Raw genomic sequence first — 20,665 nt, 5'->3', positions numbered from 1 at the left:
ATTTCCGGGTTGAGAACAATTCGTTTCACTTTTCGCGCTAAACTCGGACGATTTCTGGCGGATTCGGCCTCGGCACCGCATAGTACGACATCGGGCTGTTAGTGTCGGGGCTCACGAGTGCTGTGGTGTGCCTCAGAGGTATACCCGCAGTACTTGCCGGATCCGCCTGTGTTCTAGACGAGGAGACTTTGCATGGCACTGAGTGCCGGTACTAGAAGGACGGTGGCCTGCCTACTCGTGGGCCTGGGCGCGTTACTCATTGTGATGGCGTTGCTCATCCCGACCTATACCGTCGGCAAACTGTCGAAGACTCCTCTCGACCTCGAGATCACCACGATCGCGGTCAGTCAGTCGGGCGAGGAAAGCCTCGTGCTGGATTCGAAGTCGCTGACCGCTCCCGAGGGCGCCGCCAAGATCGACACCAACGTGCCGATCGTGTCCCAGCGGTTCCTCACGGTCGAAGAACCGTCCGACGCCGACCAAATGACCATCCAGGCCGGTCAGACCCTGCGCCGCATCGATAAGCAGGGCGACACCGGCCTGCTCACCGCCGTCGTCGACCGGGTCACCATCGACCGGGTGGACGGCATGCCGGTCGACAAGGAGCCCAACGGCTCCATCGCGGTCAGCACCACCAAGGAAGGCGAGAGCATCGCCGACCCGGTGCAGCACACCGGTCTGCAGTACCGCTTCCCGATCGGCACCGAGAAGAAGACCTACCCGTACTTCGATCTCAACGCGCGCGCGACCTTCGACATCAACTTCGTCGAAGAGACCGAGATCAACAGCATGAAGGTCTACCACTTCCAGCAGACCATCCCGGCCACCAACCTGTGGGACGTGGTGAAGGCGCCGAGCAACAGGCTGACGCTGCCCGCCGCGAAGTGGGGCCTCGAGGGCGACGCCCCCGTCACCATGACCCGGTACTACACCAACGTCCGCGACGTGTGGGTCGAGCCGGATACCGGCACCGTGGTCAAGGGTGGCGAACACCTGCACCTGTACTACGCGCAGAACGCGGGCAAGCCGGATGTCAGCGCGCTGAAGTCGCATATCGTCTTCGATGAGAAGACGGTCGAATCGCAGATCGCGGTCGCCAAGGACAACATCGACAAGCTGTCGCTGTACGGCAGGACCATGCCGATCATCCTCGGCATCCTCGGTGTGCTCGCCGTCATCGGCGGCATCGTCCTCGGCCTCGTCCGCGGCGGCGCCAACCCGGTGCCTGCCGGACGCCCCGGATCTCCGATCGGACGGCCGACCGCGCCCGCTCCTTCGGCGCCAGGTCGGCCGCGCGGCGGAGATGACGCTCCCACCGAGCAGATCGATATCCGCAAAGATCTCTGACCCGCACCGCTCACTCCGAGCAACCTTCGAATTCGGCTCCCCGGCCTCCTCGCCGGGGAGCCGAATTCGTTTGTGCACCGGGCGAAAAGCCGTGCGGTGAATTACGCGGAAGTGATCGAGTGCCACGGTCGGCCGATCCGGTACCCGGAATTTCCGGTAGAGCAAACCTCGGATATCGGAAAACATCCAATTCATCTACTCCGCAATCGAACTGGTCCCACCAACGCGCACGAACTCGAATGATCTTGATAGCGACGAGGTGCGGAGCGGCTATTCAGGGCGGACGCCTACGGCGACGGATACCGGATCGCCCGACCGGGAAGGCGACGAGCGCCGGTCCCCCGCCCGGGCGCGGTGCGCGTCAGTTCCGCGGGGCCGCGGCGGTGGCCGGGTGCTCGGCGGTGCGCAGGACGATCACCGCGACGATCGTCGTCGTCACGGCCGCCACCGACGCCGCCGTGGCGATCAGGGCCGGCACCGTCCTGGCATAGGAGATCATCATCGTCACCTCGACGGCCAAGCCGATCCAGGTGAGCGCGGCCAGCGCGGTACGGTCGACCGCGATCGCGGAAAGGACCGCCCCCTGCAGCACCGCGAGGATCGCGCCGTGCAATGCGAACAACCACAGCAGCCCCTGGATCGGGGCGTAGTCGGCACCGGCGAACAGCGGCGCTACCGGGGCGGCGAGCGCCGCACAGGCCACGGCGACGACGCCGATGGCGGACAGCACCCCCAGCGCGTCTCGAATCGCGCGGGCCGAATGCGTCGGCTGGGCCATGCGCGGATACAGCACCACCCCGACCGCCTGCGGCAACCAGAAGGCGATCTTCGTGGCGATGGTGCCAAGGGCGTACCGGCTCGCGTCGACCTCGTCCAGCACGACGCGCACCACGATCAGATCCGCCGAGGACAGTGCCATCAGCGCCGCCTGGACCTGCGCGGCCCGCAGAACAGGGAGCACACCGACCGCGAGTTCGTCGGCGTCCGCGCGCGCGAACGTCTCGGGCGACCCCGCGACATAGCGGGCGAAGATCGCGGCCACCACCAGTCCGACGGCCGCGGCGCACAAAGCCGCGGCCGCACCGCCGCCGAGTGCGAGCGCGACAAGCGCTGGCGTCACCCGCGCCACCCCTGCCGTGCCGAGCACGACGGCCAACCCACGGAAACGCTTCGCGCCCTGCAGAATCCCCTGTTCCCCCGACAGCAGCACCAGCGCGGGCGCTGCCCCGAGCGCGGCCGCGCATGCCGCGACCCCGACCTCGAGCGCGGCCGTCACCACCGGAATCAGCGCCGCCGCGACCACGGCGACGATCAGCGCGCACCGCCACTGGAGCTTTCGTAGTCGCGCGGTACTCGCCCCGCGCACCGACTCCCGCGCGACGACATTCTGCAATGCCAGCGCGGGCACCGCACACAGCAATTGCACCGCGAGCAGACTGGCGAACTCGCTGTAACCGGTCACGCCGAGCCAACGCCCGGCCAGTAACTGCAAGAGATATCCGGCCACATTGGCCGTCATCGCCCCGGCCGTCACCAACGTCAAATCCGCCACCACAGGAAGACGACGGACCGCGAGCACACCCCATCGTCCCACCTCAACCCCCACATCCCGGATCCGGCCCCGACACACGCGAGCCTGCCGCGCCTGCTCACGCGACGCCTGGCGCGCCTCAGGGGCGAGACGCCGGGCCGCGTCCGGCCCGCGGACCGATGGGCGGTGCCGGCAGATCATCGGGGGTCCGTAGGGTTCTGGTGCGTGGGCGAGAGCGGTCGGAGAACGCGGATGCGATGGGCGGGGCTGATTCCGGCCGGGTACAGCGCCGTGCTGGCGGCGCTCATCGCCGGGCCGCTGCTCGGCTCCGGCTATCTGCTGCTGCGGGACGCGGTGAGTACGCCCCGCTCCTATCTCACCGATTCCGCGCTCGGCCTCGGCGATGCCGCGCCGAGGGCAGTGCCGCAGGACGCGCTGCTCGCGGCGATGTCCCCGATCGTGGACGGCGGGCTGCTTGTCAAGGCGATGCTGCTCGTCACGCTGTGGGCCGCCGGATACGGCGCGGCGGTGCTGGCCCGCGAGCTGCTCGCGGTACCGGTGGGGCCGCAGTTGGTGGCGACGACGGTCGCCATGTGGAACCCCTTCGTCGCCGAGCGGCTGCTGCAAGGACATTGGAGTCTGCTCACCGGATACGCGGCGCTGCCGTGGACGGCCCTGGTGGCCTACCGCCTTCGGGCGGCTGGATCCTCGATCGCGGCATGGGGCGCGCTGGCCGGATGCCTCGCCGCCGCTGGACTCACGCCGACCGGCTCCCTGCTCGCGGGATGCGTCGCGCTGTTGACGGTCGGGCGGCGCAATATGCTCGGCACGCTGGTTCTGCTGGCGGCGGCGTCCGCACCGTGGCTGGCGGCGACGGCGCTGTCCGGGGCGGGCGGCGAACCCTCCGATCCCGCGGGTGTCGCGGCCTTCGCCGCACGCGCGGAACCCGGCCTCGGCACCCTGGGCAGCCTCGCGGGGCTCGGTGGGATATGGAATGCCGACGCGGTGCCGAACTCGCGCACCACGCCGATCGCGATCGTGGCGACCGCGTTGCTGCTCGTCATCGTGGCGAGCGGATTTCGGGCCGTCGCCGCCGCCAGGCCCGATGATCGCGCGGGCCTGCGCATCCGTCGTACGTTGCTCGCCATGGCCGTCGCCGCCGTCGCGCTTCCCGCGCTCGCGGCCACCGGCTGGGGTATGGAGGTCATGCGATGGCTGGTGGTCGACGTCCCCGGCGCGGGACTGCTGCGCGACACCCAGAAATACGTGGCGCTCGCCATGCCCGCCTACGCACTGTGCGCGGCGGCCGGATGCCGTGCCCTCGCCGCACGGATAGGCGAGCGCGCCGCGAACTCCGCTGACACGCGGACCGTAGCGCGGGGTGGCGCTGTCGCGACGAGATCGGTCGCCGCGCTGTTCATCGCCCTGCTCGTGGTCCCGCTGCTCGATCTCGCCTGGGGTGTCGGCGGGTCGGTCCGCCCGGTGCACTATCCGATCGGGTGGCAGCGGGTCGCCGAGGAGATCGAGAAGCCTGGAGATGTGGCGATACTGCCGGGCGGGATGTTTCGGCGCTTCCCCTACAGCGGCAAGGTCGCCGTGCTGGATCCGGCGCCGCGGATGCTGCCCCGCGATGTGCTCCAGACCGGTCGGCTCCCGGTGCGCGGGCTGACGGTGGCGGGCGAGGGCACCAGAGCGGTCGAGGTGGAAAACACTCTGCTGCACGGTGATCCGGCCCAGCGTCTCGCCGATCTCGGGGTCGGCTGGGTTCTGGTGGAACGATCGACGCCGGGACCGCTCGGCGATTCGGCGAAAACCCTCGCCCAGCTCGAACCGCGTTACGCGGACGATCATTTCGCCCTCTACCGCGTTCCCGGCGCGGCGGATCGAGCGACCGAATCACAAGGCGCACACCGGATTATCGCGATCGTCGCACACCTGCTGTGGATCGCGCTGCTGATCGGCGGCCTGCTGACGGCGGCGGTGCGCCGCCCCGGCCGCGCGGTCAGGCGCTAGCGCCGGGGGCCGCGACCAATCCGCTGGTGTGCGCACCTCGCGCGATGGCGGCGAGTACCTCGTACACACCGTTTCCGGTTTGCTCCCAGGAGAATTCGCGGGCGCGCGCCCGCGCCTTCTCCCCCATGACCGCGCGGGCGGCATGGTCGTCGAGTAATTCGCCGACGGATTCGGTGAGGTGGGCGACATCGTCGACAAGCAGTCCGGTGACGCCGTCGACGATGGAATCGGTGAGTCCGCGTGAGCTGCGGTAGCCGACGGTGGGGACACCGTGCTGGGCCGCCTCGATGACCGCCAGCCCCCAGCCCTCCTTACGGGACGGCATCACGTGCACCCAGGCGCGGGCCAGCAGTTCGTGTTTTCGGTGTTCGTCCACGTGGCCGTGGAAGGTGACCGCGTCGGCGATATCCAGATTCCCGGCGTATTCGCGGAGATTGTCGGCCCACCAGCCGCCGCCGATGACATCGAGCCGCACGCCGGGCACGCGCTCGCGCAGCCGGGCGACCGCGTCGAGCGCGTCCTCGATCTGCTTGTGCGGCACCAATCGCGACAGCACCACGATCCTGGGTTCGGGCGTCCGGGTCCGCGCGGCCCCGGTGGGGACGTCGACGGGAACCGGTTCGGCGCCGTTGCGGACCACCGCGATGCGCGAACGATCCACCCCGAGGCTCGCGAGTTCTTCGGCCGACGGCAGCGAAACGGTCAGGTACTGGTTCTCGCGGTGCACGCGTGGTGAGAGCCGGGATTCGATCCACCAGCCGATGCGACCGACCAGCCGCCCGGCGACCGGCCACTGCTCGCGGTGTCCGTGGTGCACCAGCACCACCGACGGCGCGTCACAGGCGACGCCCGCGAAGAACGGGATGCCGTTCTGGGTATCGATAACGGCGTCGGGCCGTATGCCGCGCAGCGGTCCGATACCGAGCCTGCCCAGCGCGATGGCCGCCAACGCTCGCGGATAGACGGTGTAGCGCCCGCCGCCCCTGCTGATGTCGATGCCGTCGACGTGTTCCCGCCGCGCAGCGCCTCGATAGCGGGCGGTTCGCAACGTGACCTTGACCCCGCGCGCGGCCAGCTGTGCGCCGACCTGCTCCAGGTAGCGTTCGCTGCCGCCGCCCTGCGGGTGCCCGGTGTCACGCCAGCACAGCAGCAGGACTTCGCGCACAGTGGAGCTCTCTCGCCTCGTCGGGCCCCGGCCGGGGACGTGGATATCGGGCTACACCATAACGTGCGCACCCGGCCCGCAAGCGCTTCACCGGCAACGATCTGAACAAAATGGTGAAATGCCCACATTTCACAGTCGACTTTCGATAACCTGCCGCCACCGGATCAACCCACACGATGAGGAGAAGATATGAAGGTGACACCGAGGACGAGGACCGGCACAGGCGGCGGCACGACCGGCGACCTGAGCGGGGCGCTGGCCGCAGTGCTGGCGCTGATCACCTCGTCGCTGTCCACCGGCAGCGGCGCGAGCAGCGGTATCGGCTAGCGCGGGACTCCCACCGGCCCGGAGCGCGCGGCGCCGGGCCGGTCGCGAGCCCGACACAGGCTTCGGCACTACGCGCGGCCTGTGCGAAACTCTCCGCCGTGCCACAAGCTCAGACATCGCCGCCCGACGCCACGGCGGCCGACCGGCCCCTCGCGTCCCGGTTCGCACACCGCGCGACGCTGCGCCGCTCGCTCCGACTGCTGAGCAGTTTCCGCTTCGAACAGACCGATCCCGCGACCTTCTACGGCCGCGTCGCCGCCGACAGTGCCGCCATGCTCGGCGATTTCTACCTCGACCTCACCGGTCGCGACCTCGACGGCGCGACGGTTCTTGATGTCGGCGGCGGCCCCGGCTACTTCGCCGACGAATTCGCCCGCGCGGGTGCGCGATACATTCCGGTCGAGCCGGACCCCTCCGAATTGCACGCGGCCGGCTTGCCCGCGGCGGGCGCGGTGCGCGGCTCGGGAATGGCACTGCCCATCCGCGACGACGCCGTCGATATCTGCTTCTCTTCCAATGTCGCCGAACATGTCTCGGATCCGTGGCTCATGGCGGACGAAATGGTGCGGGTGACCCGGCCCGGCGGGCTGATCGTGCTCTCGTACACGGTGTGGCACGGCCCCTTCGGCGGACACGAAACCGGTCCGTGGCATTACCTCGGCGGGGAATACGCCGCACGCCGCTACCGCCGCAAGCACGGCAGGGAACCGAAGAACCGGTTCGGCGAATCACTGTTCGCGGTGCGCGCCGCCGACGGGCTGCGATGGGCGGCGACCACTCCCGCGGATGTGCGGATGATCTTCCCGCGCTATCACCCCAGATGGGCCTGGTGGCTGGTGCGCGTGCCCGCGATTCGGGAGCTGCTGGTGAGCAATCTGGTCGTCGTCGCGACCAAGTAGTCGGCGAACTACCTCTCCAGCCAGCCGCGCCGCCAGCTACGCGGGCCACAGGTTCCCGACATGGCTTCGCACCACGGGGATTCCTGGATGGCGAGGCCGACGGCCTCCAGCGTGGTGAGCCCGACCTGATCGGCCAGCACGCCCACCACCGCCACCGCCTCCGCGGCCTGTATGGCCGCGGTCGCCTGTTCGATCGTCAGTGTGCGACCGGGTAGGAAGGAGACGACCCACCCGCCGCTACCAACGCTTTTCGCTTGATGCTCGGTCTGATCACTGGTCATCAGCGACCGACCGATCACTTGCACCGCCATGACTCGTTCACCCCTGCGGTATCAGATCAATGCAGAATCGGTTCAACAATCGAAGTTCACAACAATCGAGCGAGCTGATCAGTAGCTACAGCATCCACCGCTCACCCCTGGAACGCAATAGTGCGTTTGCGGAAAAGCGAACCGACAGGTTGGAATTCGCCCTGGTCAGAGCATCGACGGCGAATAGAACTGAAACAGGTTACAGACAACCAGACCGCAGAACTGTAACGTGTTCTCATGCACTACGACAGCTTGTTCATCGGCGGCCACTGGACCCCGCCTGCCTCGTCCGAGCGCCTCCAGGTCTTCTCCCCCGCCACGGTCGAACCGGTGGGCAGCGTACCGGTCGTCGTCCGTGCCGATGTCGACGCCGCGGTCGCCGCCGCGCGTCACGCCTTCGACAACGGGCCGTGGCCGTCGACCCCGCCGGAGGAGCGCGCGGCCGTACTCACCCGCGCAGCCCGCCTGCTCGAGCAGCGCTCTGCCGATCTGCTCGCCGCGCTCACCGCGGAAGTGGGGGCGCCGCACATGTTCAGCATGACGCTGAATCAGCTTCCGGCCGTCGCCACCCTCGACGCCTACGCCGAACTGGCGAAGACTTTCCCCTGGAAGCAGACGCGCACCGGGTCCTTCGGCACCTCGCGGGTAACGCGCGAACCGCGCGGCGTCGTCGCCGCGGTGACCGCATGGAATGTGCCGCTGTTCCTCGCTGTCAACAAACTCGCTCCCGCTCTGCTCGCCGGCTGCACCATTGTGCTCAAGCCCGCGCCGCTGACGCCGCTCACCGCCAACATCGTCGCCGATATCTTCACCGAGGCCGGCGTGCCGGAGGGCGTGCTCTCCGTGCTGCCCGCCGACGCGGAAGCCTCCGAGTACCTGATCTCGCATCCCGGCGTCGACAAGGTGACTTTCACCGGAAGCACGGCGGTCGGCCGCAAGATCGGCGCGATCGCCACCGAACAACTCAAGAGCGTCTCGCTCGAACTCGGCGGCAAATCCGCGGCGATCCTGCTGCCCGATATGGATCTCGCCGCGGGCATCCCTGTGCTCGCCTTCTCCGGTCTGATGAACAGCGGGCAGGGCTGCGTCGCGCAGACCCGCATCCTCGCCCCGCGCAGCCGCTACGACGAAATCCTCGAAGCACTCGTCGAACACGTGAAAACGATGAAGGTCGGACTCCCGGACGATCCGGCCGTCCAGCTCGGTCCGCTGATCTCCGAACGTCAGCGCGAACGGGTCGAGGGCTATATCGCCACCGGCAAGGCCGAGGGCGCCCGGTTGGTATTCGGCGGCGGACGGCCCGATGGCCTCGATCGCGGCTGGTTCGTCGAACCGACGATCTTCGCCGATGTCGACAACAAGTCGACCATCGCGCAGGAAGAGATCTTCGGCCCGGTGCTGTCGGTGATCCCCTACGAGACCGAGGACGAAGCCGTCGCGATCGCCAACGACTCGGTCTACGGCCTGGCCGGTTCGGTGTGGACCACCGATATCGAGCACGGCGCGGAAATCGCGGCGCGGGTGCGCACCGGCACCTACGCGATCAACTGGTACGCCTTCGACCCGACCGCGCCCTTCGGCGGCTACAAGAATTCCGGACTCGGCAGGGAGAACGGGCCGGAGGGCCTCGATTCGTTCTGCGAGCAGAAATCGCTGCTCATGCCCCTCGGCTGGACGGAATAACGCGGCCGATCGGGGCGAGGAGGACGGCTTCTCGCCCCGATCGCGCGCTCAGTTATCCGGTATGACCACCCGCAGCATCGGCCGGGGCCGACCGCCGGGTTCCGCGGGTTGGACGGCGATCTCCACGCGCCAACCCGGCGGCAATGCCGCCTGTAACCGCCCGGCCGCCCGGCCGAGGGGTGTACTCGCCATGGCCGAGGCCGTCCCGGTCGTCAACGATGTGCCCGATGCGTCGAACTCCAGATCGGTCAAGCTCCAACCACCTCTCACGTGTCGATGCCGTCGCGCCCCCCGCCGCGGTGCCGATAGGTGAAACAGTTCAGCCGGTGCACATCGGCTGACGATTGTGAAGCGTTGAATGCGGGCCAGCTTAGTGGGCAGCGCTACTCCGGGGACCGCCGCCATCGCACCGAACCGATCCACGACCGTCCCGTGCGGGCACCCGGATCATCGGCGCAACGACCGCCGATAGCCCGCCGGGGTCGTTCCTGTCGCGGCGCGCAGATGCGATCGCAACGCCGTGACGCTGCCGAATCCGGCCCGCGCCGCGATCACCTCCACCGGAAGGTCAGTGGTTTCCAACAACTCTCGTGCCCGCGCCGTCCGCTGCGCCTCCAGCCAGCGCCGCGGCGTCGTGCCGACCTCGGCCTTGAAACGACGGATGAGCGTGCGCTCGCTCATCAGCGCCAGGTTCGCCAACGCCGAAACATTCACCACCGCAGCGGGATCGGCGGCAACACGGGCCAGGGTAGCGGCGAGACCGCCGGTAAAGTCGTTATCGCCGAAGGCATCCGGGATGTATTGGGCCTGCCCGCCCTCGCGATGCGGGGACGTCACATTCCAGCGAGCCAATTCCGCCGCCGCGCCCACACTCAGTTCACGGCGCACGACATGCAGGCACAGATCGAGGGACGCGGTAAGTCCGGCCGAGGTGAGCACATCGCCGTCATCGATATAGAGCGCACCGGGATCCAATTTCACCGCGGGAAACAGCCCGGCGAATTCGTCGCAGTACGCCCAGTGGGTCGTGGCCGGTCGCCCGTCCAGCAAACCGGCCTGGGCCAGCACGAAAGCGCCGACGCAGACGCTCATCATGATCGCCCCGCGCCCCGCTGCCGCCCGCAACGCGTCGAGCACCTCCGGCGCGGTCGGCAAGGTGGGCAGCCCTATGCCCGGCACCACGACGATATCGGCCGCCTCCAACGCGTCCAGCCCGTATTCGACCCGCAACTCGAAACCGTTCGGCGTCCACACCGGACCGGGACGCACACCGCAGGTCCGCAGATCGAAGCCGACCGGCTCCCCGGATTTACCCGGTCCATGGCGGAACGCTTGGACGACGCAGGCGAGGTCGTAGGTCATGACTCCGTCGAGCGCCAAGGCGACAACGCGCTTCATTCGAGGAGTGTGGCATGAATCCGATGGCTACTCGAATTTCCGCCGGACCGTCGGCCCGGCGACCGGGTAGCTCTTGTCAGCCACGACGAAATGAGTAACATGGTTACCGCACGGCGGAGCCCCCTTCCCGGGCGCGAGACCCACCCCGGTCCCGGGAATCGCCCGGAGCTTCGGATGGCCGACCGCATCGCGCCCGCGCACTCGATCTCTCACGCGCGCAACGTTTTTCGTGAGAATTCACCATACTGACGGCACCCGCCCTCAGATGTCGATTGACATGTTACTCTCTAGTAGATCACTAGTGTGACGCGTCTCATGTCACGCGGCTATATGTGGTTCGGGACATTCGGGCGACGGTGCCCGGTGGTGCATATGGAGAGAAATCGATGCAACTGAAATATGGGCGGCGTTCTCGGTCCGGTTCACTACCGCGAACTGGACGGGTGGTCGCGGCGGTAGCCGTTGCCTGCGTCACCGCGGTCGCCGGGGTGGGGATCGATATCCAGGAAGCCCAGGCCGCACCGCCGGTGAGCCCCTTCTACATTCCGCCCGCGCAGATCCCGGCCGAACCGGGCTCCATCATCAAGACCCAGCCGATGCCGCTGTTCGTGACCCCGCCCACCGTCAACGGCTGGCCGGGTTCGGCGCAGCACATCATGTACACCACGCAGCTTCAGGACGGATCCCCGGTCGCGGTGACCGGCACCTACATCGAGGCGACGGGCCCGTGGCAGGGCGCGGGCGAACGCCCGACCGTGGTGATCGGCCCCGGCACCGCGGGCCAGGGCGACCAGTGCGCGATGTCGGTGGCATTCTCGACCGGCCTGTCGTTCAACTTCGCGCCCGCCTTCTCGACCTCGGCCAATCAGGAACTGCCGTCCTCGGCGGTGTGGAGCGCGCTGGGCGCACGTGTTCTCGTCACCGACTACATCGGACTGGGAACGCCGGGCATCCACACCTTCGTCAACCGGATCGAGGGCGCGCACGCCATCCTCGACGGCGCACGCGCGGCCAATAATATGGCCGGTGTCGGACCCGAGACCCCCGTGGTGTTCTGGGGCTACTCCCAAGGTGGCGGCGCTACCGGCGCGGCGGCGGAAATGCAGCCGGACTACGCACCGGAACTGAATCTGAAGGGCACATGGGCTGGAGGCCCGACCGCTGATCTGGCCGCGATCCTCGCACGCATCGACGGTGCGCTGATCGGCGGCGCGATCGGATTCGCGATCAACGGCCTGCTGGCCCGCTACCCGGACCTGAACAAGGCCGTCGACCGCGTGACCACACCCGCGGGGCGCGCGATGCTGGAGACGTTGAGCAACGAATGCGTCGGTGACGTCATCTTCAATCAGCCGTTCCTGCGAACCAGTTCGCTGACAATCGACGGCCGTCCGCTCACCGAACATCTGGCCGAGATCCCCGAGGCGATTCCCGCGCTGGCCGAAATGCGCCTCGGCAATTCGGCCCCGGCCACCCCGGTGCTCATCACCAGCGGCCGCAACGACGACACCGTGCCCTACGGTCAAGCCCGCCGGCTCGCCGAGGATTGGTGCGCTCAGGGCGCCACGGTCACCTTCCGCACCAACGACCTGCCGCCGATCCTGCCCGGCACCACCCTTCCCGGCCATTTCGGCCCGGAGTTGATCGACGGCTTCGGCCCGGACAACGCGATCACGTATCTGCTCGATCGGCTCGCCGACAAACCGATCTCCGGCTGCACCATCGACTGATCTCCGCGACGGAATCCACTAGCGGGCCCCGATCCGACGAACCGGATCGGGGCCCGCTGGCGTCGGAGTAGGTTCGCAGAGCAGGTGCGCACCGGCCTCTTGGCGAGAATCCGAGCATTACTGGCGTTCACGCCACTCGTCCGGGGCGGGCGGGAGAGTTTCACTCGAATCGGTACGCCGAACAGAGGAGAACAGCGTGGACGCCCCAGCGGGAACAGATTGGGAATGGGCTACTCGGACCGGGGGTGCGCTGTCGGGTGCGCAACGTAGGCATCTCGCTGCCGCGCTGGCCCGCGCCGTCCCCGGTTTACTCGCGGCCAGGGCGACGCGGGCGATCGGTAGAACAGGGGCAGGGCGGCTGGAATTCGAGGGACTGCGCATCCCCGATTCAGCGCTCGCCCGCGCGGCCGAACTACAAGCGCGCGAATCGCTTTCGATCCATGTCCTCGAACATTCGTACCGGACCTATTTCTTCGGGCGGGTGCTGGCCGATCTCGACGGCGCGCGCGTGGACGACGAGCTCGTCTACGTCGCCTGCCTGCTGCACGACCTGTGCCTCGAACAGCCGACGCCCGGACGTTGTTTCGCGGTGTCCGGCGGTGTGGCCGCGGTCGAATTCGCGTTGCGCGAAGGCGTGGAGCCCGACCGGGCCGCCACGATCGGCGCCGCGATCGCCGCGCATATCACCCCCGGTGTCGCCGCCGATCTGAACGATCCCGGCGGTTTCGTCTCCGCGGGCGCATCGGTGGACGTGATCGGGTCTCGCATCGGGGAACTGGACCGCGACTGGGTGGACGAACTGCTGACGCGCCATCCCCGCCACGAACTCAAACGCCACCTGATCGCCGCATTCGACGCCGAGGCGAAGGCGGTACCGCACGGACGGTCGAAACTACTCGTCACGGCGGGCTTCAACCAGATGATCCGGTTCGCGCCGTTCACTGAATGAGACGACAACCGCCCGCACCGAAAGACGGTGCGGGCGGCCGAGTTGTCGACAGATCAGGCGAGCCGCTGCTTGAGCGCCTCGAATTCGTCACGCACGCCCGACGGCAGCTTGTCGCCGACGAATTCGAACCATTCCTCGATCAGGGGAATCTCCTTGCGCCACTCCTGCACATCGACCGCGAGCGCCTCGTCGACATCGTTCGCGTCGACGTCGAGGCCATCGAGATCCATCTGCGCGGCGGTGGGCACATTGCCGATCGCGGTGGACACAGCCTCGGCCTTACCCTCGATACGGCCGACGATCCACTCCAGCACGCGGGAGTTCTCGCCGAATCCTGGCCACAGGAAGCGGCCGTCGTCACCGCGACGGAACCAGTTGACGTAGAAGATCTTCGGCAGCTTGGTCGCGTCCGCGTTCTTGCCGACGTTGATCCAGTGGTTCAGGTAGTCGCCCACGTGGTAGCCCATGAACGGGATCATCGCCATCGGGTCGCGACGCACAGTGCCGACCTTGCCCTCGGCGGCGGCGGTCTGCTCCGAGGAGAGGGTCGCGCCCATGAACACGCCGTGCTGCCAGTCGAAGGACTCCGTCACCAGCGGGACCGTGGTCTTGCGGCGTCCGCCGAACAGGATCGCCGAGATCGGCACACCCTGCGGGTCGTCCCACTCGGGAGCCAGGATCGGGCACTGCGACATCGGGGTGCAGTAGCGCGAGTTCGGGTGGGCCGCCAGCGTTTCGGTCTCCCGCAGGTACCAGTCGTTGCCCTTCCAGTCGATCAGGTGATCGGGCTCGCCTTCCAGACCTTCCCACCACACGTCGTTGTTATCGGTCAACGCGACATTGGTGTAGACGGTGTTGCCCGCGTTCATGGTGGCCATGGCATTCGGGTTGGAGCTGTTGTTAGTGCCGGGCGCGACACCGAAGAAACCGAACTCCGGATTCACCGCGTACAGGCGGCCGTCCTTGCCGAAACGCATCCAGGCGATGTCGTCGCCCAGGGTCTCGGCGCGCCAACCGGGAACGGTCGGCTGGATCATCGCGAGGTTGGTCTTGCCGCAGGCGCTGGGGAATGCCGCCGCGATGTAGTAGGCCTTGTTCTCGGGAGAGATCAGCTTGAGGATCAGCATGTGCTCGGCGAGCCAGCCCTCGTCGTGGGCCATGGCCGAGGCGATGCGCAGCGAGTAGCACTTCTTGCCGAGCAGCGCGTTACCGCCGTAGCCCGAACCGTAGGACCAGATCTCGCGGTCCTCGGGGAAGTGGGTGATGTATTTGGTGTCGTTGCACGGCCACGGCACGTCGGCCTGGCCGTCGGCCAACGGCGCGCCCACGGAGTGCAGCGCCTTGACGAACGGGCGATCGGTGCCGAGCTTCTCCAGCGCGGCGGCACCCATGCGGGTCATCACGCGCATCGACACGACCACATATTCGGAGTCGGTGATCTCGACACCCAGTTTGGGATCCTCCGCGCCGAGCGGGCCCATGCAGAAGGGCACCACATACAGGGTGCGGCCCTTCATCGAGCCGCGGTACAGCTCGGTCATGGTGGCGCGCATCTCGGCGGGGTCGACCCAGTTATTGGTCGGGCCTGCGTCGGCCTCGGTCTTGGAACAGATGTAGGTGCGCGATTCGACCCGCGCCACGTCGGACGGATCGGATAAGGCTAGGAAGGAATTCGGCTTCTTCTTCCGATCGAGGCGCTTGAACGTGCCAGCCTCGACCAGCTGGTTGGTGAGCCGCTCCCATTCCTCGTCGGAACCGTCGGCCCAGACAACTCGCTCAGGCTGAGTGAGTTCTGCGACTTCCTTTACCCAGGCGAGTAGTTCGCTATGCTCGGTCGGCGCTTTGCCGTCGGATCCACGAAGACCAGGAATGGTCGCTGAGGTCATGAAAACTCTCCTGAGATGGGCGGCTGTCGATGCTTCGCCGCCTGGCCCAAGGCCCATGACCAGCGCGAACACACCGAGCGCCACCGTTGGCGGGAAGGCACCCGCTACGACCAGTCGAAAGCTCGCCCCGGCTGGACGGCGTACAAGGACGAAGCGGACGCCCAGGTTCCTGCTTAGAGGTTAACGCGATGTGACGATCAGTACTGAATCGGGTACTGGTCAGATACCCATTCAGTAACCGATTCAACAGTTCAATTCTGCTGATCGATGGTGGCGATATCGCGTTCGCAGGCCGCTAGCTGACCTGGTTGCTCGGCCGCTGCTCGACGGATCCTGACCTCCAGTTCAGCGACACGCCGATCGGTGTCGACGATGCGGGCGGCGCTCGCGCGCACCACTCGGTCCGCCAATTCGGTTTCGACCTCGACGAGCGCCGTCGCCACCCGCTGTTCCAGCGCAGCCTTGACATTCACCAGCGCGTCGGCGACCCATTGACGCATATGCGCGCGATCGGCGACCTGCCTGCGGGTCCGCACCACCCACCAGGCGACCAGGGCGCCGAGCGCGAGGGTGACAGGGATGCTGGCGACGTCAAGCGCGGAAACCAGGGCGAGCGGCGAGACCAGCAGCCTGCCGAGGCCGAGGCCCGCGGAAGCGCCGAGCGCGATCATGAGGTGATCTTCGACACCCCGATGCCGCGGTTCGGGGTCGGGACCGATCCGAGGAGCCGGATCGCGCCTGCGATGGGGTAGCGCCGCATCCCTGCTCGCGGTCCCGTCTGCCCTGGCGGAATCCCCACGACCGGTGTCGGTACGGGGGGTGTCGACACGGGAGGTGAGCTCGGCGAGTCTGCGGTCTATCCCGGCATCGACGACCCCGGTCAACTCGGTCACCGAATGCTGCAACCGGTCCGGATATTCGGCGAGTTCGGCGTGCGGCTGCCGGTCGAGTTCCGCGCGCGCGGCCGCGTGCAGCGCCCTGACTCGACCGCCGACCTCCGTCATCAGGTCGACGCGGGCAAGATGCAACTGCCCGCGCAACGCCGACATCGCGGTGGCGCGGCCGCTGTCGCGGCCCGCGATCAAGGTGGCTCGTTCTTCACGCCAGCGGGCGATTTGGTCGCCCGAACGCAGGGTTTCCAGTTGGGCGACCACCCGTGCGCGGGTTTCGGCCAATACGCGGGTTGTGAGCCCGGCCAGTCTGCCGTCGCCCAGATCCGCCGCACCCGCCGCCGCCGCGATCAGTTCGGCGTGCAGGGCGCTGAGGCCGGACCGGTCCATCAGCGCGGCGTCACCGCTCGCGCGGGCGGCGGCGGCCAGCCGCGCCGACACCGGGACGATCTCGAGATCGGCCAGATCGTGCGCCGCGAGCAATTCCAGATTGCGCGAGCGGACCGACCGCCAGTCCCCGTAGGCGTGGATGCCGTTCATCGCGAGCAGGATGGTGGTGTCGTCGGCGCGCAATCGCCGGATCAGGCCGACCATATCGGCGCCGAGGGTGCTGCCCGCGTCGAGCAGGACGAGCGCGACCGCGGCCGGAGTCGCTCCCGGCAGGGTGGACTCGACCGCCGAACCCACTTCGCCCATCGGTTCGGTGAGATCGACGCGCGGCTCGAAACGGGCCAGTTCGGTGCGAAGCAGTGTCGTGTTGGCGTCATCGGGGCCGATCAGCGCCACCATCGCCGACGTCCCTTCGCCCCCGCCTCGCACCGCTGCCAACAGGGCAGCGCCCTGCGGGTTCCACCGCGCGACGACGCCATGCGCCTGCGGTGACAATGCCGTCGACTCCGCTGAATGCGCCCGCTCGCTCGCCGAACCCGCCCGTGACGATGCGGCGAGTTCCCGGGCGGGCGGGTCAGAGTCCGGCACTGCTCATTCGCTCCCACAGTCGGATATAGCCGTTGTGCACGCGCAACGCGGCGCGGCGGGCGGTGGGTGGCATATCGCCGGAAACCACGGCCCGCCACCGAGAGGCGCGATGCAGCGCGTCGTCGGCGTCGGCGGGTGCGGGGGACCGATAGCCTGCGGCCAGATGCGCGACCGAGGGATGGGCGAGTCCGGCGCACAGCCCGAGCCACATGGCGTCATCGCCGTAGATGTAATCCTCGAGGACATCGCGCGCGTGGCCGGCGACGCCGGGCAGCGACCGGGCCGCCAGCCGGGCCAGTTCATCGAGCAGTTCGCCACCGCGCAGGGCCGAGACCTGTTCGTAGCGCCGGTGCAGCAATCCGTGCAGTGCGTCGATTCCGCTGGCGGCGTGCAGCAACTGGAGGACGGCGTGCGAGTCGAGTTCCGGATCGGCGCGCAGCGCGCTCAGCGCGCACGCGACGCCGTAGAGATCCCAACGGTGCAGCAGCGCCTCGCGTTCGGCGACATCGGGACCCGCCGCCGGGGCGACGAACAGATCCGGCGAGAGGGTGAGCGAGTGGTCGGCGGTGGCGGCAAGCCTGCGCAGAATCGCCATATCGTCGTCGGTCAGCGCACCGGCGCGCGTGCGCATGGCCAGCGAGGCGACCACGGGGAGGGTGAGCACACCGAGTTCCCTCGTGTACTGATCGGCGGCGACCACCGCGTCGGCCCAGCGGGTGCCGATCGCGTCGGCCTTGTTCAGCACGACGACGGTGCGCTCGGGCGCGAGACCTGCCAGCACCCTGCGATCCGCGGGCAGCGGAGCGCCCGACAGCACGTAGACGACGATATCGGCGTCGAGTTCGGGATCGGGCGAGCCCGGCTCGTCCACCGGGCCGGTCTCCGCGGCCGACATCAGCGCGAGCGCGTGCAGCACCGTGGTCCGCCCGACATGCGCCCGCCCGGTGACCTGGATGCGTGGCGGTCTGCGCCACGCGTTCACCGCGACACTCGCGTGATAGCCGATCTGGGTATCCGCGCCCCCCGCTCCCCGCAGATCGGCGAGCAACCGGTCGAGTTGATCCTGTTCGCGGGTCGGCACCCCGCGTTCCCGCATCCGACCGTCGCTCTCGGTGGCCGTCGGCATGGCTCACACCCCCTTATCGCTGCGCAATTCTGTCAGACATCCCCGACGTACGCGCCGTCCGTGACAAGCGGAAGGGCGCACCGGCGCACGGCTCAGTTCGGCGTCGCGCCGCCCCCGCCGCTGAGGTATTTGTTGGCGGTGCGCAGCGCCCAGCCCGGGGCGTATTTGGCGGCGACCGCGAGCGCCTTGGCCTGGACGCCGATCTCGTAGTGCACCTTCGGCAGGCGGCCGCGTTTGCGGGTCGCGTCCCAGATTCCGTTGGCGACATCCTCGGCGGTGAGGTGCACACCAAGCGATTTGGTCGACGCCGTCTCCACCCCCTCCACCATCGCGGTGGCGACGAACATCGGCCAGATCGCGATGACGCGGATGTCGTGGCGCTCCCATTCCACATCCAGCGCCTCGGTGAGACTCTTCACCGCCGATTTGGTCGCACCGTAGGTGGCGAGTTCGGGCTGGCCGTAGATCGCCGACGCCGAGCAGAGGTTCACCACCTGTGCCCCCTCGGTATCGCGCAGATAGCGGAACGCCTCGTGTGTCCCCGCTATCACCGCGCTCAGATTGACCTCGACGATGGCCCGGTGGGCGGCGAGTTCGATCTCCTCGAACGGACCCGCCCGCAATATGCCCGCGTTGTTGATCAAGATGTCGAGCCGTCCGGTCGCGGTGTGGAAGTCGGCGAGGCGCTGCGCCCACTGGGTGTCGTTCGTCACATCGAGTACGCCGGTGTCCACCGTGCCGCCAGCGGCGGTGATGTCGGCCGCGAGCCTGGTCAGTCCCAGCTCATCAATGTCATAGGCACCGACGTGATAGCCCCGTGTGGCGAATAGCATGGCCGTCGCGCGACCGATTCCCGCTGCCGCACCGGTGATGAACACCGTCGGTGAATTCATGCCACGGAGTCTAATATGGTGATCTACCCCTATAACTGGGGTTCACAGACAGATTCGCCTTCGCCTACGCTGCTGTCACGGTCGGCGCCGGTGTCGGCGCGCAGCTCTACTTGTCGAGTGTGGAGCCGGCCAGGCGGATAACGAGCCCGGCCAGGCCCGGTCCTCGATCAGGAGGTTGCGATGAGCGTCGATGCCATCGGCATTGTCAGCGGCGAGCCTGCTCCGGGGCACTCCGGGAAACCCCCGTTGCCCAGCGACGACCCGTTCCACCGGGCGCCGAGGGGTTTCGCGTCCAAACCCGCGGGCACCATCCTGCGCAGCCGCACCATCGAACTGGCGCTGTTCGGCATCGTTCCGCAACGGGTATCGGCCTGGCAACTGCTCTACCGCAGCTGCGATCTGCACGGCACGCCGGAGGCCGCGATCACCACCGTGCTGCTGCCGGAGGGCGCCGACCCGGACGTCGAGCGTCCGTTACTCGCCTTCCAGACCGCGATGGACGCGGTCGCCGAGAAATGCTCGCCGTCCTACGCCCTGCTGCGCGGCTCGAAGGCGCTCGGCGCGGTGACCCAGGTCGAATGGCTGCTCGTGGCCAACGCCCTGCGTCGCGGCTGGGCGGTGTCCATCGCCGATCACGAAGGCCCGCACGGCAATTTCGGCGCACCGCGCGAACCCGGCTACCGGGTGCTCGACGGCATCCGCGCGGCCCTCGCCTTCAGCCCGCTCGGCCTGCACGCCGACACCCCGATCGGTGTCTGGGGCTACTCCGGCGGCGGTATGGCCAGCTCCTGGGCCGTCGAGATGGCGCCGACGTACGCGCCGGAACTCACCATCGCGGGTGCGGTACTCGGTTCGCCGGTCGGCGATCCCGGCGAGGTGTTCACGCGACTGAACGGCACCGCCTACGCGGGCCTGCCCGCCATCGTCATCGCGGCGCTGCGCAGGCTGTATCCGGCGCTCGGCGCGGTGGTCCGCGACGAACTGACCATGCACGGGCACCGTTTCGTCGCACGCGCCGAAAGCTCCACTCCGCTCTGGGCGATCCTGTCGCTCGCCAACCAGGAAATGGGTAATTTCACGACCGGGCGCAGGCTGGAGGAGATCCTGACCGGCCCCGATTTCGTCGCCATATTCGACGATCTGCGACTCGGTAATTCGATACCGACCTGCCCGCTGCTCGTGGTGCAGCCGATCCACGACCAGATCATCCACATGGACGGCGTCGACCACCAGGTGCGGCGCTACCGCGAGGGCGGGGCGCATGTCACCTACGTCCGCGACCGGCTCAGCGAACACTTCACCATGCTGGTGGTGGGAACCCCGATCAGCCTGTCCTGGCTCGCCGACCGGCTCGCGGGCGAACCCGCGACCCCCAACCGCGACACCACCGTGTGGTCGGTCATCGCGTCGGCGACCGGGCTGCGCGGCCTCCTGGAAATGGCGGCGACCACGGTCAGGGTGATTTTCGGACGACCCTTGCGTGAGGAGAGTACGGCACCGCCCCGGATCGCCGAGGAACGCGCGGCTTGATGACACTGC

At 68.1% G+C, this 20,665-nt stretch carries 17 protein-coding genes; 8 read left to right on the top strand and 9 right to left on the bottom strand.

The genetic code is table 11. The features are described from left to right. The first annotated feature begins 192 nt into the window (after positions 1-192). Positions 193-1,347: a DUF3068 domain-containing protein gene (locus ABZS43_RS22065; protein ID WP_355037802.1), complete on the top strand. Its 1,155-nt coding sequence runs from the start codon at positions 193-195 to the stop codon at positions 1,345-1,347. A gap of 361 nt (positions 1,348-1,708) precedes the next feature. Here ABZS43_RS22065 and ABZS43_RS22060 read toward each other — a convergent pair whose 3' ends face one another. Next, a complete protein-coding gene (locus tag ABZS43_RS22060) occupies positions 1,709-2,866 on the bottom strand; it encodes a polysaccharide biosynthesis protein (RefSeq protein ID WP_355037874.1) in 1,158 nt (385 codons plus the stop codon). 264 nt (positions 2,867-3,130) lie between these two features. Here ABZS43_RS22060 and ABZS43_RS22055 point away from each other — a divergent pair, with 264 nt between their 5' ends. Then, on the top strand, positions 3,131-4,891 hold the full coding sequence (locus ABZS43_RS22055) for a hypothetical protein (protein WP_355037801.1): 1,761 nt from the start codon (positions 3,131-3,133) through the stop codon (positions 4,889-4,891). Here ABZS43_RS22055 and ABZS43_RS22050 read toward each other — a convergent pair. Next, positions 4,881-6,056 (bottom strand): glycosyltransferase family 4 protein, encoded by a 1,176-nt coding sequence (locus tag ABZS43_RS22050; protein WP_355037800.1) that lies wholly within the window; start codon positions 6,054-6,056, stop codon positions 4,881-4,883. The genes ABZS43_RS22055 and ABZS43_RS22050 overlap by 11 nt on opposite strands. Before the next feature lie 189 nt (positions 6,057-6,245). Here ABZS43_RS22050 and ABZS43_RS22045 point away from each other — a divergent pair, with 189 nt between their 5' ends. Continuing rightward, on the top strand, positions 6,246-6,383 hold the full coding sequence (locus tag ABZS43_RS22045; protein WP_355037799.1) for a hypothetical protein: 138 nt from the start codon (positions 6,246-6,248) through the stop codon (positions 6,381-6,383). 98 nt (positions 6,384-6,481) lie between these two features. After that, the gene (locus tag ABZS43_RS22040) at positions 6,482-7,282 is read left to right on the top strand and encodes a class I SAM-dependent methyltransferase (RefSeq protein WP_355037798.1); all 801 of its coding nucleotides are present in this window, start codon (positions 6,482-6,484) and stop codon (positions 7,280-7,282) included. Between the two features lie 8 nt (positions 7,283-7,290). On the opposite strand, the gene ABZS43_RS22035 is transcribed toward ABZS43_RS22040, so the two are convergent. Further along, entirely contained in the window at positions 7,291-7,563 is a 273-nt protein-coding gene (locus tag ABZS43_RS22035; RefSeq protein ID WP_355037797.1) for a hypothetical protein, read from the bottom strand. Positions 7,564-7,830: 267 nt separating this feature from the next. Here ABZS43_RS22035 and ABZS43_RS22030 point away from each other — a divergent pair, with 267 nt between their 5' ends. Then, positions 7,831-9,276, top strand: a complete 1,446-nt coding sequence (locus ABZS43_RS22030; RefSeq protein WP_355037796.1) for an aldehyde dehydrogenase — start codon at positions 7,831-7,833, stop codon at positions 9,274-9,276. Positions 9,277-9,324: 48 nt separating this feature from the next. Here ABZS43_RS22030 and ABZS43_RS22025 read toward each other — a convergent pair whose 3' ends face one another. Both ABZS43_RS22025 and ABZS43_RS22020 read right to left on the bottom strand, forming a co-directional pair. Further along, positions 9,325-9,528 carry a hypothetical protein gene (locus tag ABZS43_RS22025; protein WP_355037795.1) on the bottom strand — a complete coding sequence of 68 codons (204 nt, stop codon included), beginning with the start codon at positions 9,526-9,528 and terminating at the stop codon, positions 9,325-9,327. A 195-nt stretch (positions 9,529-9,723) separates the two neighbouring features. Next, on the bottom strand, positions 9,724-10,674 hold the full coding sequence (locus ABZS43_RS22020; protein WP_355037794.1) for a helix-turn-helix domain-containing protein: 951 nt from the start codon (positions 10,672-10,674) through the stop codon (positions 9,724-9,726). Positions 10,675-11,117: 443 nt separating this feature from the next. On the opposite strand from ABZS43_RS22020, the gene ABZS43_RS22015 reads away from it, so the two are divergent. Both ABZS43_RS22015 and ABZS43_RS22010 read left to right on the top strand, forming a co-directional pair. Further along, positions 11,118-12,404, top strand: coding sequence for a lipase family protein (locus tag ABZS43_RS22015; RefSeq protein WP_355037793.1), 1,287 nt, complete (start codon positions 11,118-11,120; stop codon positions 12,402-12,404). A gap of 196 nt (positions 12,405-12,600) precedes the next feature. Next, entirely contained in the window at positions 12,601-13,353 is a 753-nt protein-coding gene (locus tag ABZS43_RS22010; protein WP_355037792.1) for an HD domain-containing protein, read from the top strand. Between the two features lie 53 nt (positions 13,354-13,406). Here the strand turns inward: ABZS43_RS22010 and ABZS43_RS22005 are convergent, their stop codons facing one another. From ABZS43_RS22005 to ABZS43_RS21990, 4 genes are all read right to left on the bottom strand, one after another. Then, positions 13,407-15,239, bottom strand: coding sequence for a phosphoenolpyruvate carboxykinase (GTP) (locus ABZS43_RS22005; RefSeq protein ID WP_355037791.1), 1,833 nt, complete (start codon positions 15,237-15,239; stop codon positions 13,407-13,409). A 251-nt stretch (positions 15,240-15,490) separates the two neighbouring features. Next, positions 15,491-17,107, bottom strand: coding sequence for a hypothetical protein (locus ABZS43_RS22000; RefSeq protein ID WP_355037790.1), 1,617 nt, complete (start codon positions 17,105-17,107; stop codon positions 15,491-15,493). Beyond that, positions 17,094-18,233 carry a hypothetical protein gene (locus tag ABZS43_RS21995; RefSeq protein WP_355037789.1) on the bottom strand — a complete coding sequence of 380 codons (1,140 nt, stop codon included), beginning with the start codon at positions 18,231-18,233 and terminating at the stop codon, positions 17,094-17,096. Before ABZS43_RS21995 ends, ABZS43_RS22000 begins: the two co-directional genes overlap by 14 nt. Positions 18,234-18,325: 92 nt before the next feature. After that, positions 18,326-19,126 (bottom strand): SDR family oxidoreductase, encoded by an 801-nt coding sequence (locus ABZS43_RS21990; RefSeq protein WP_355037788.1) that lies wholly within the window; start codon positions 19,124-19,126, stop codon positions 18,326-18,328. 180 nt (positions 19,127-19,306) lie between these two features. On the opposite strand from ABZS43_RS21990, the gene ABZS43_RS21985 reads away from it, so the two are divergent. Continuing rightward, complete coding sequence (locus ABZS43_RS21985) at positions 19,307-20,656, top strand: lipase family protein (protein WP_355037787.1); 1,350 nt, start codon at positions 19,307-19,309, stop codon at positions 20,654-20,656. Positions 20,657-20,665 lie beyond the last annotated feature (9 nt).

Origin of the sequence: Nocardia sp. NPDC005366, from assembly GCF_040606855.1 — a bacterium.
Lineage (GTDB): Bacteria > Actinomycetota > Actinomycetes > Mycobacteriales > Mycobacteriaceae > Nocardia.
The sequence above is the reverse complement of the archived record's forward strand: the minus strand, read 5'-3'. Positions and strand labels throughout refer to the sequence as shown.

What these genes read in the sequence shown, in the direction of transcription:
- ABZS43_RS22045 (WP_355037799.1), top strand. Translation starts at nt 6,246, where the DNA reads ATGAAGGTGACACCGAGGACGAGGACCGGCACAGGCGGCGGCACGACC.
- ABZS43_RS22030 (WP_355037796.1), top strand. Translation starts at nt 7,831, where the DNA reads ATGCACTACGACAGCTTGTTCATCGGCGGCCACTGGACCCCGCCTGCC.
- ABZS43_RS22065 (WP_355037802.1), top strand. Translation starts at nt 193, where the DNA reads ATGGCACTGAGTGCCGGTACTAGAAGGACGGTGGCCTGCCTACTCGTG.
- ABZS43_RS21995 (WP_355037789.1), bottom strand. Translation starts at nt 18,233, where the DNA reads ATGCCGACGGCCACCGAGAGCGACGGTCGGATGCGGGAACGCGGGGTG.
- ABZS43_RS22060 (WP_355037874.1), bottom strand. Translation starts at nt 2,866, where the DNA reads ATGACGGCCAATGTGGCCGGATATCTCTTGCAGTTACTGGCCGGGCGT.
- ABZS43_RS22020 (WP_355037794.1), bottom strand. Translation starts at nt 10,674, where the DNA reads ATGAAGCGCGTTGTCGCCTTGGCGCTCGACGGAGTCATGACCTACGAC.
- ABZS43_RS21990 (WP_355037788.1), bottom strand. Translation starts at nt 19,126, where the DNA reads ATGAATTCACCGACGGTGTTCATCACCGGTGCGGCAGCGGGAATCGGT.
- ABZS43_RS22035 (WP_355037797.1), bottom strand. Translation starts at nt 7,563, where the DNA reads ATGACCAGTGATCAGACCGAGCATCAAGCGAAAAGCGTTGGTAGCGGC.
- ABZS43_RS22005 (WP_355037791.1), bottom strand. Translation starts at nt 15,239, where the DNA reads ATGACCTCAGCGACCATTCCTGGTCTTCGTGGATCCGACGGCAAAGCG.
- ABZS43_RS22055 (WP_355037801.1), top strand. Translation starts at nt 3,131, where the DNA reads ATGCGATGGGCGGGGCTGATTCCGGCCGGGTACAGCGCCGTGCTGGCG.
- ABZS43_RS21985 (WP_355037787.1), top strand. Translation starts at nt 19,307, where the DNA reads ATGAGCGTCGATGCCATCGGCATTGTCAGCGGCGAGCCTGCTCCGGGG.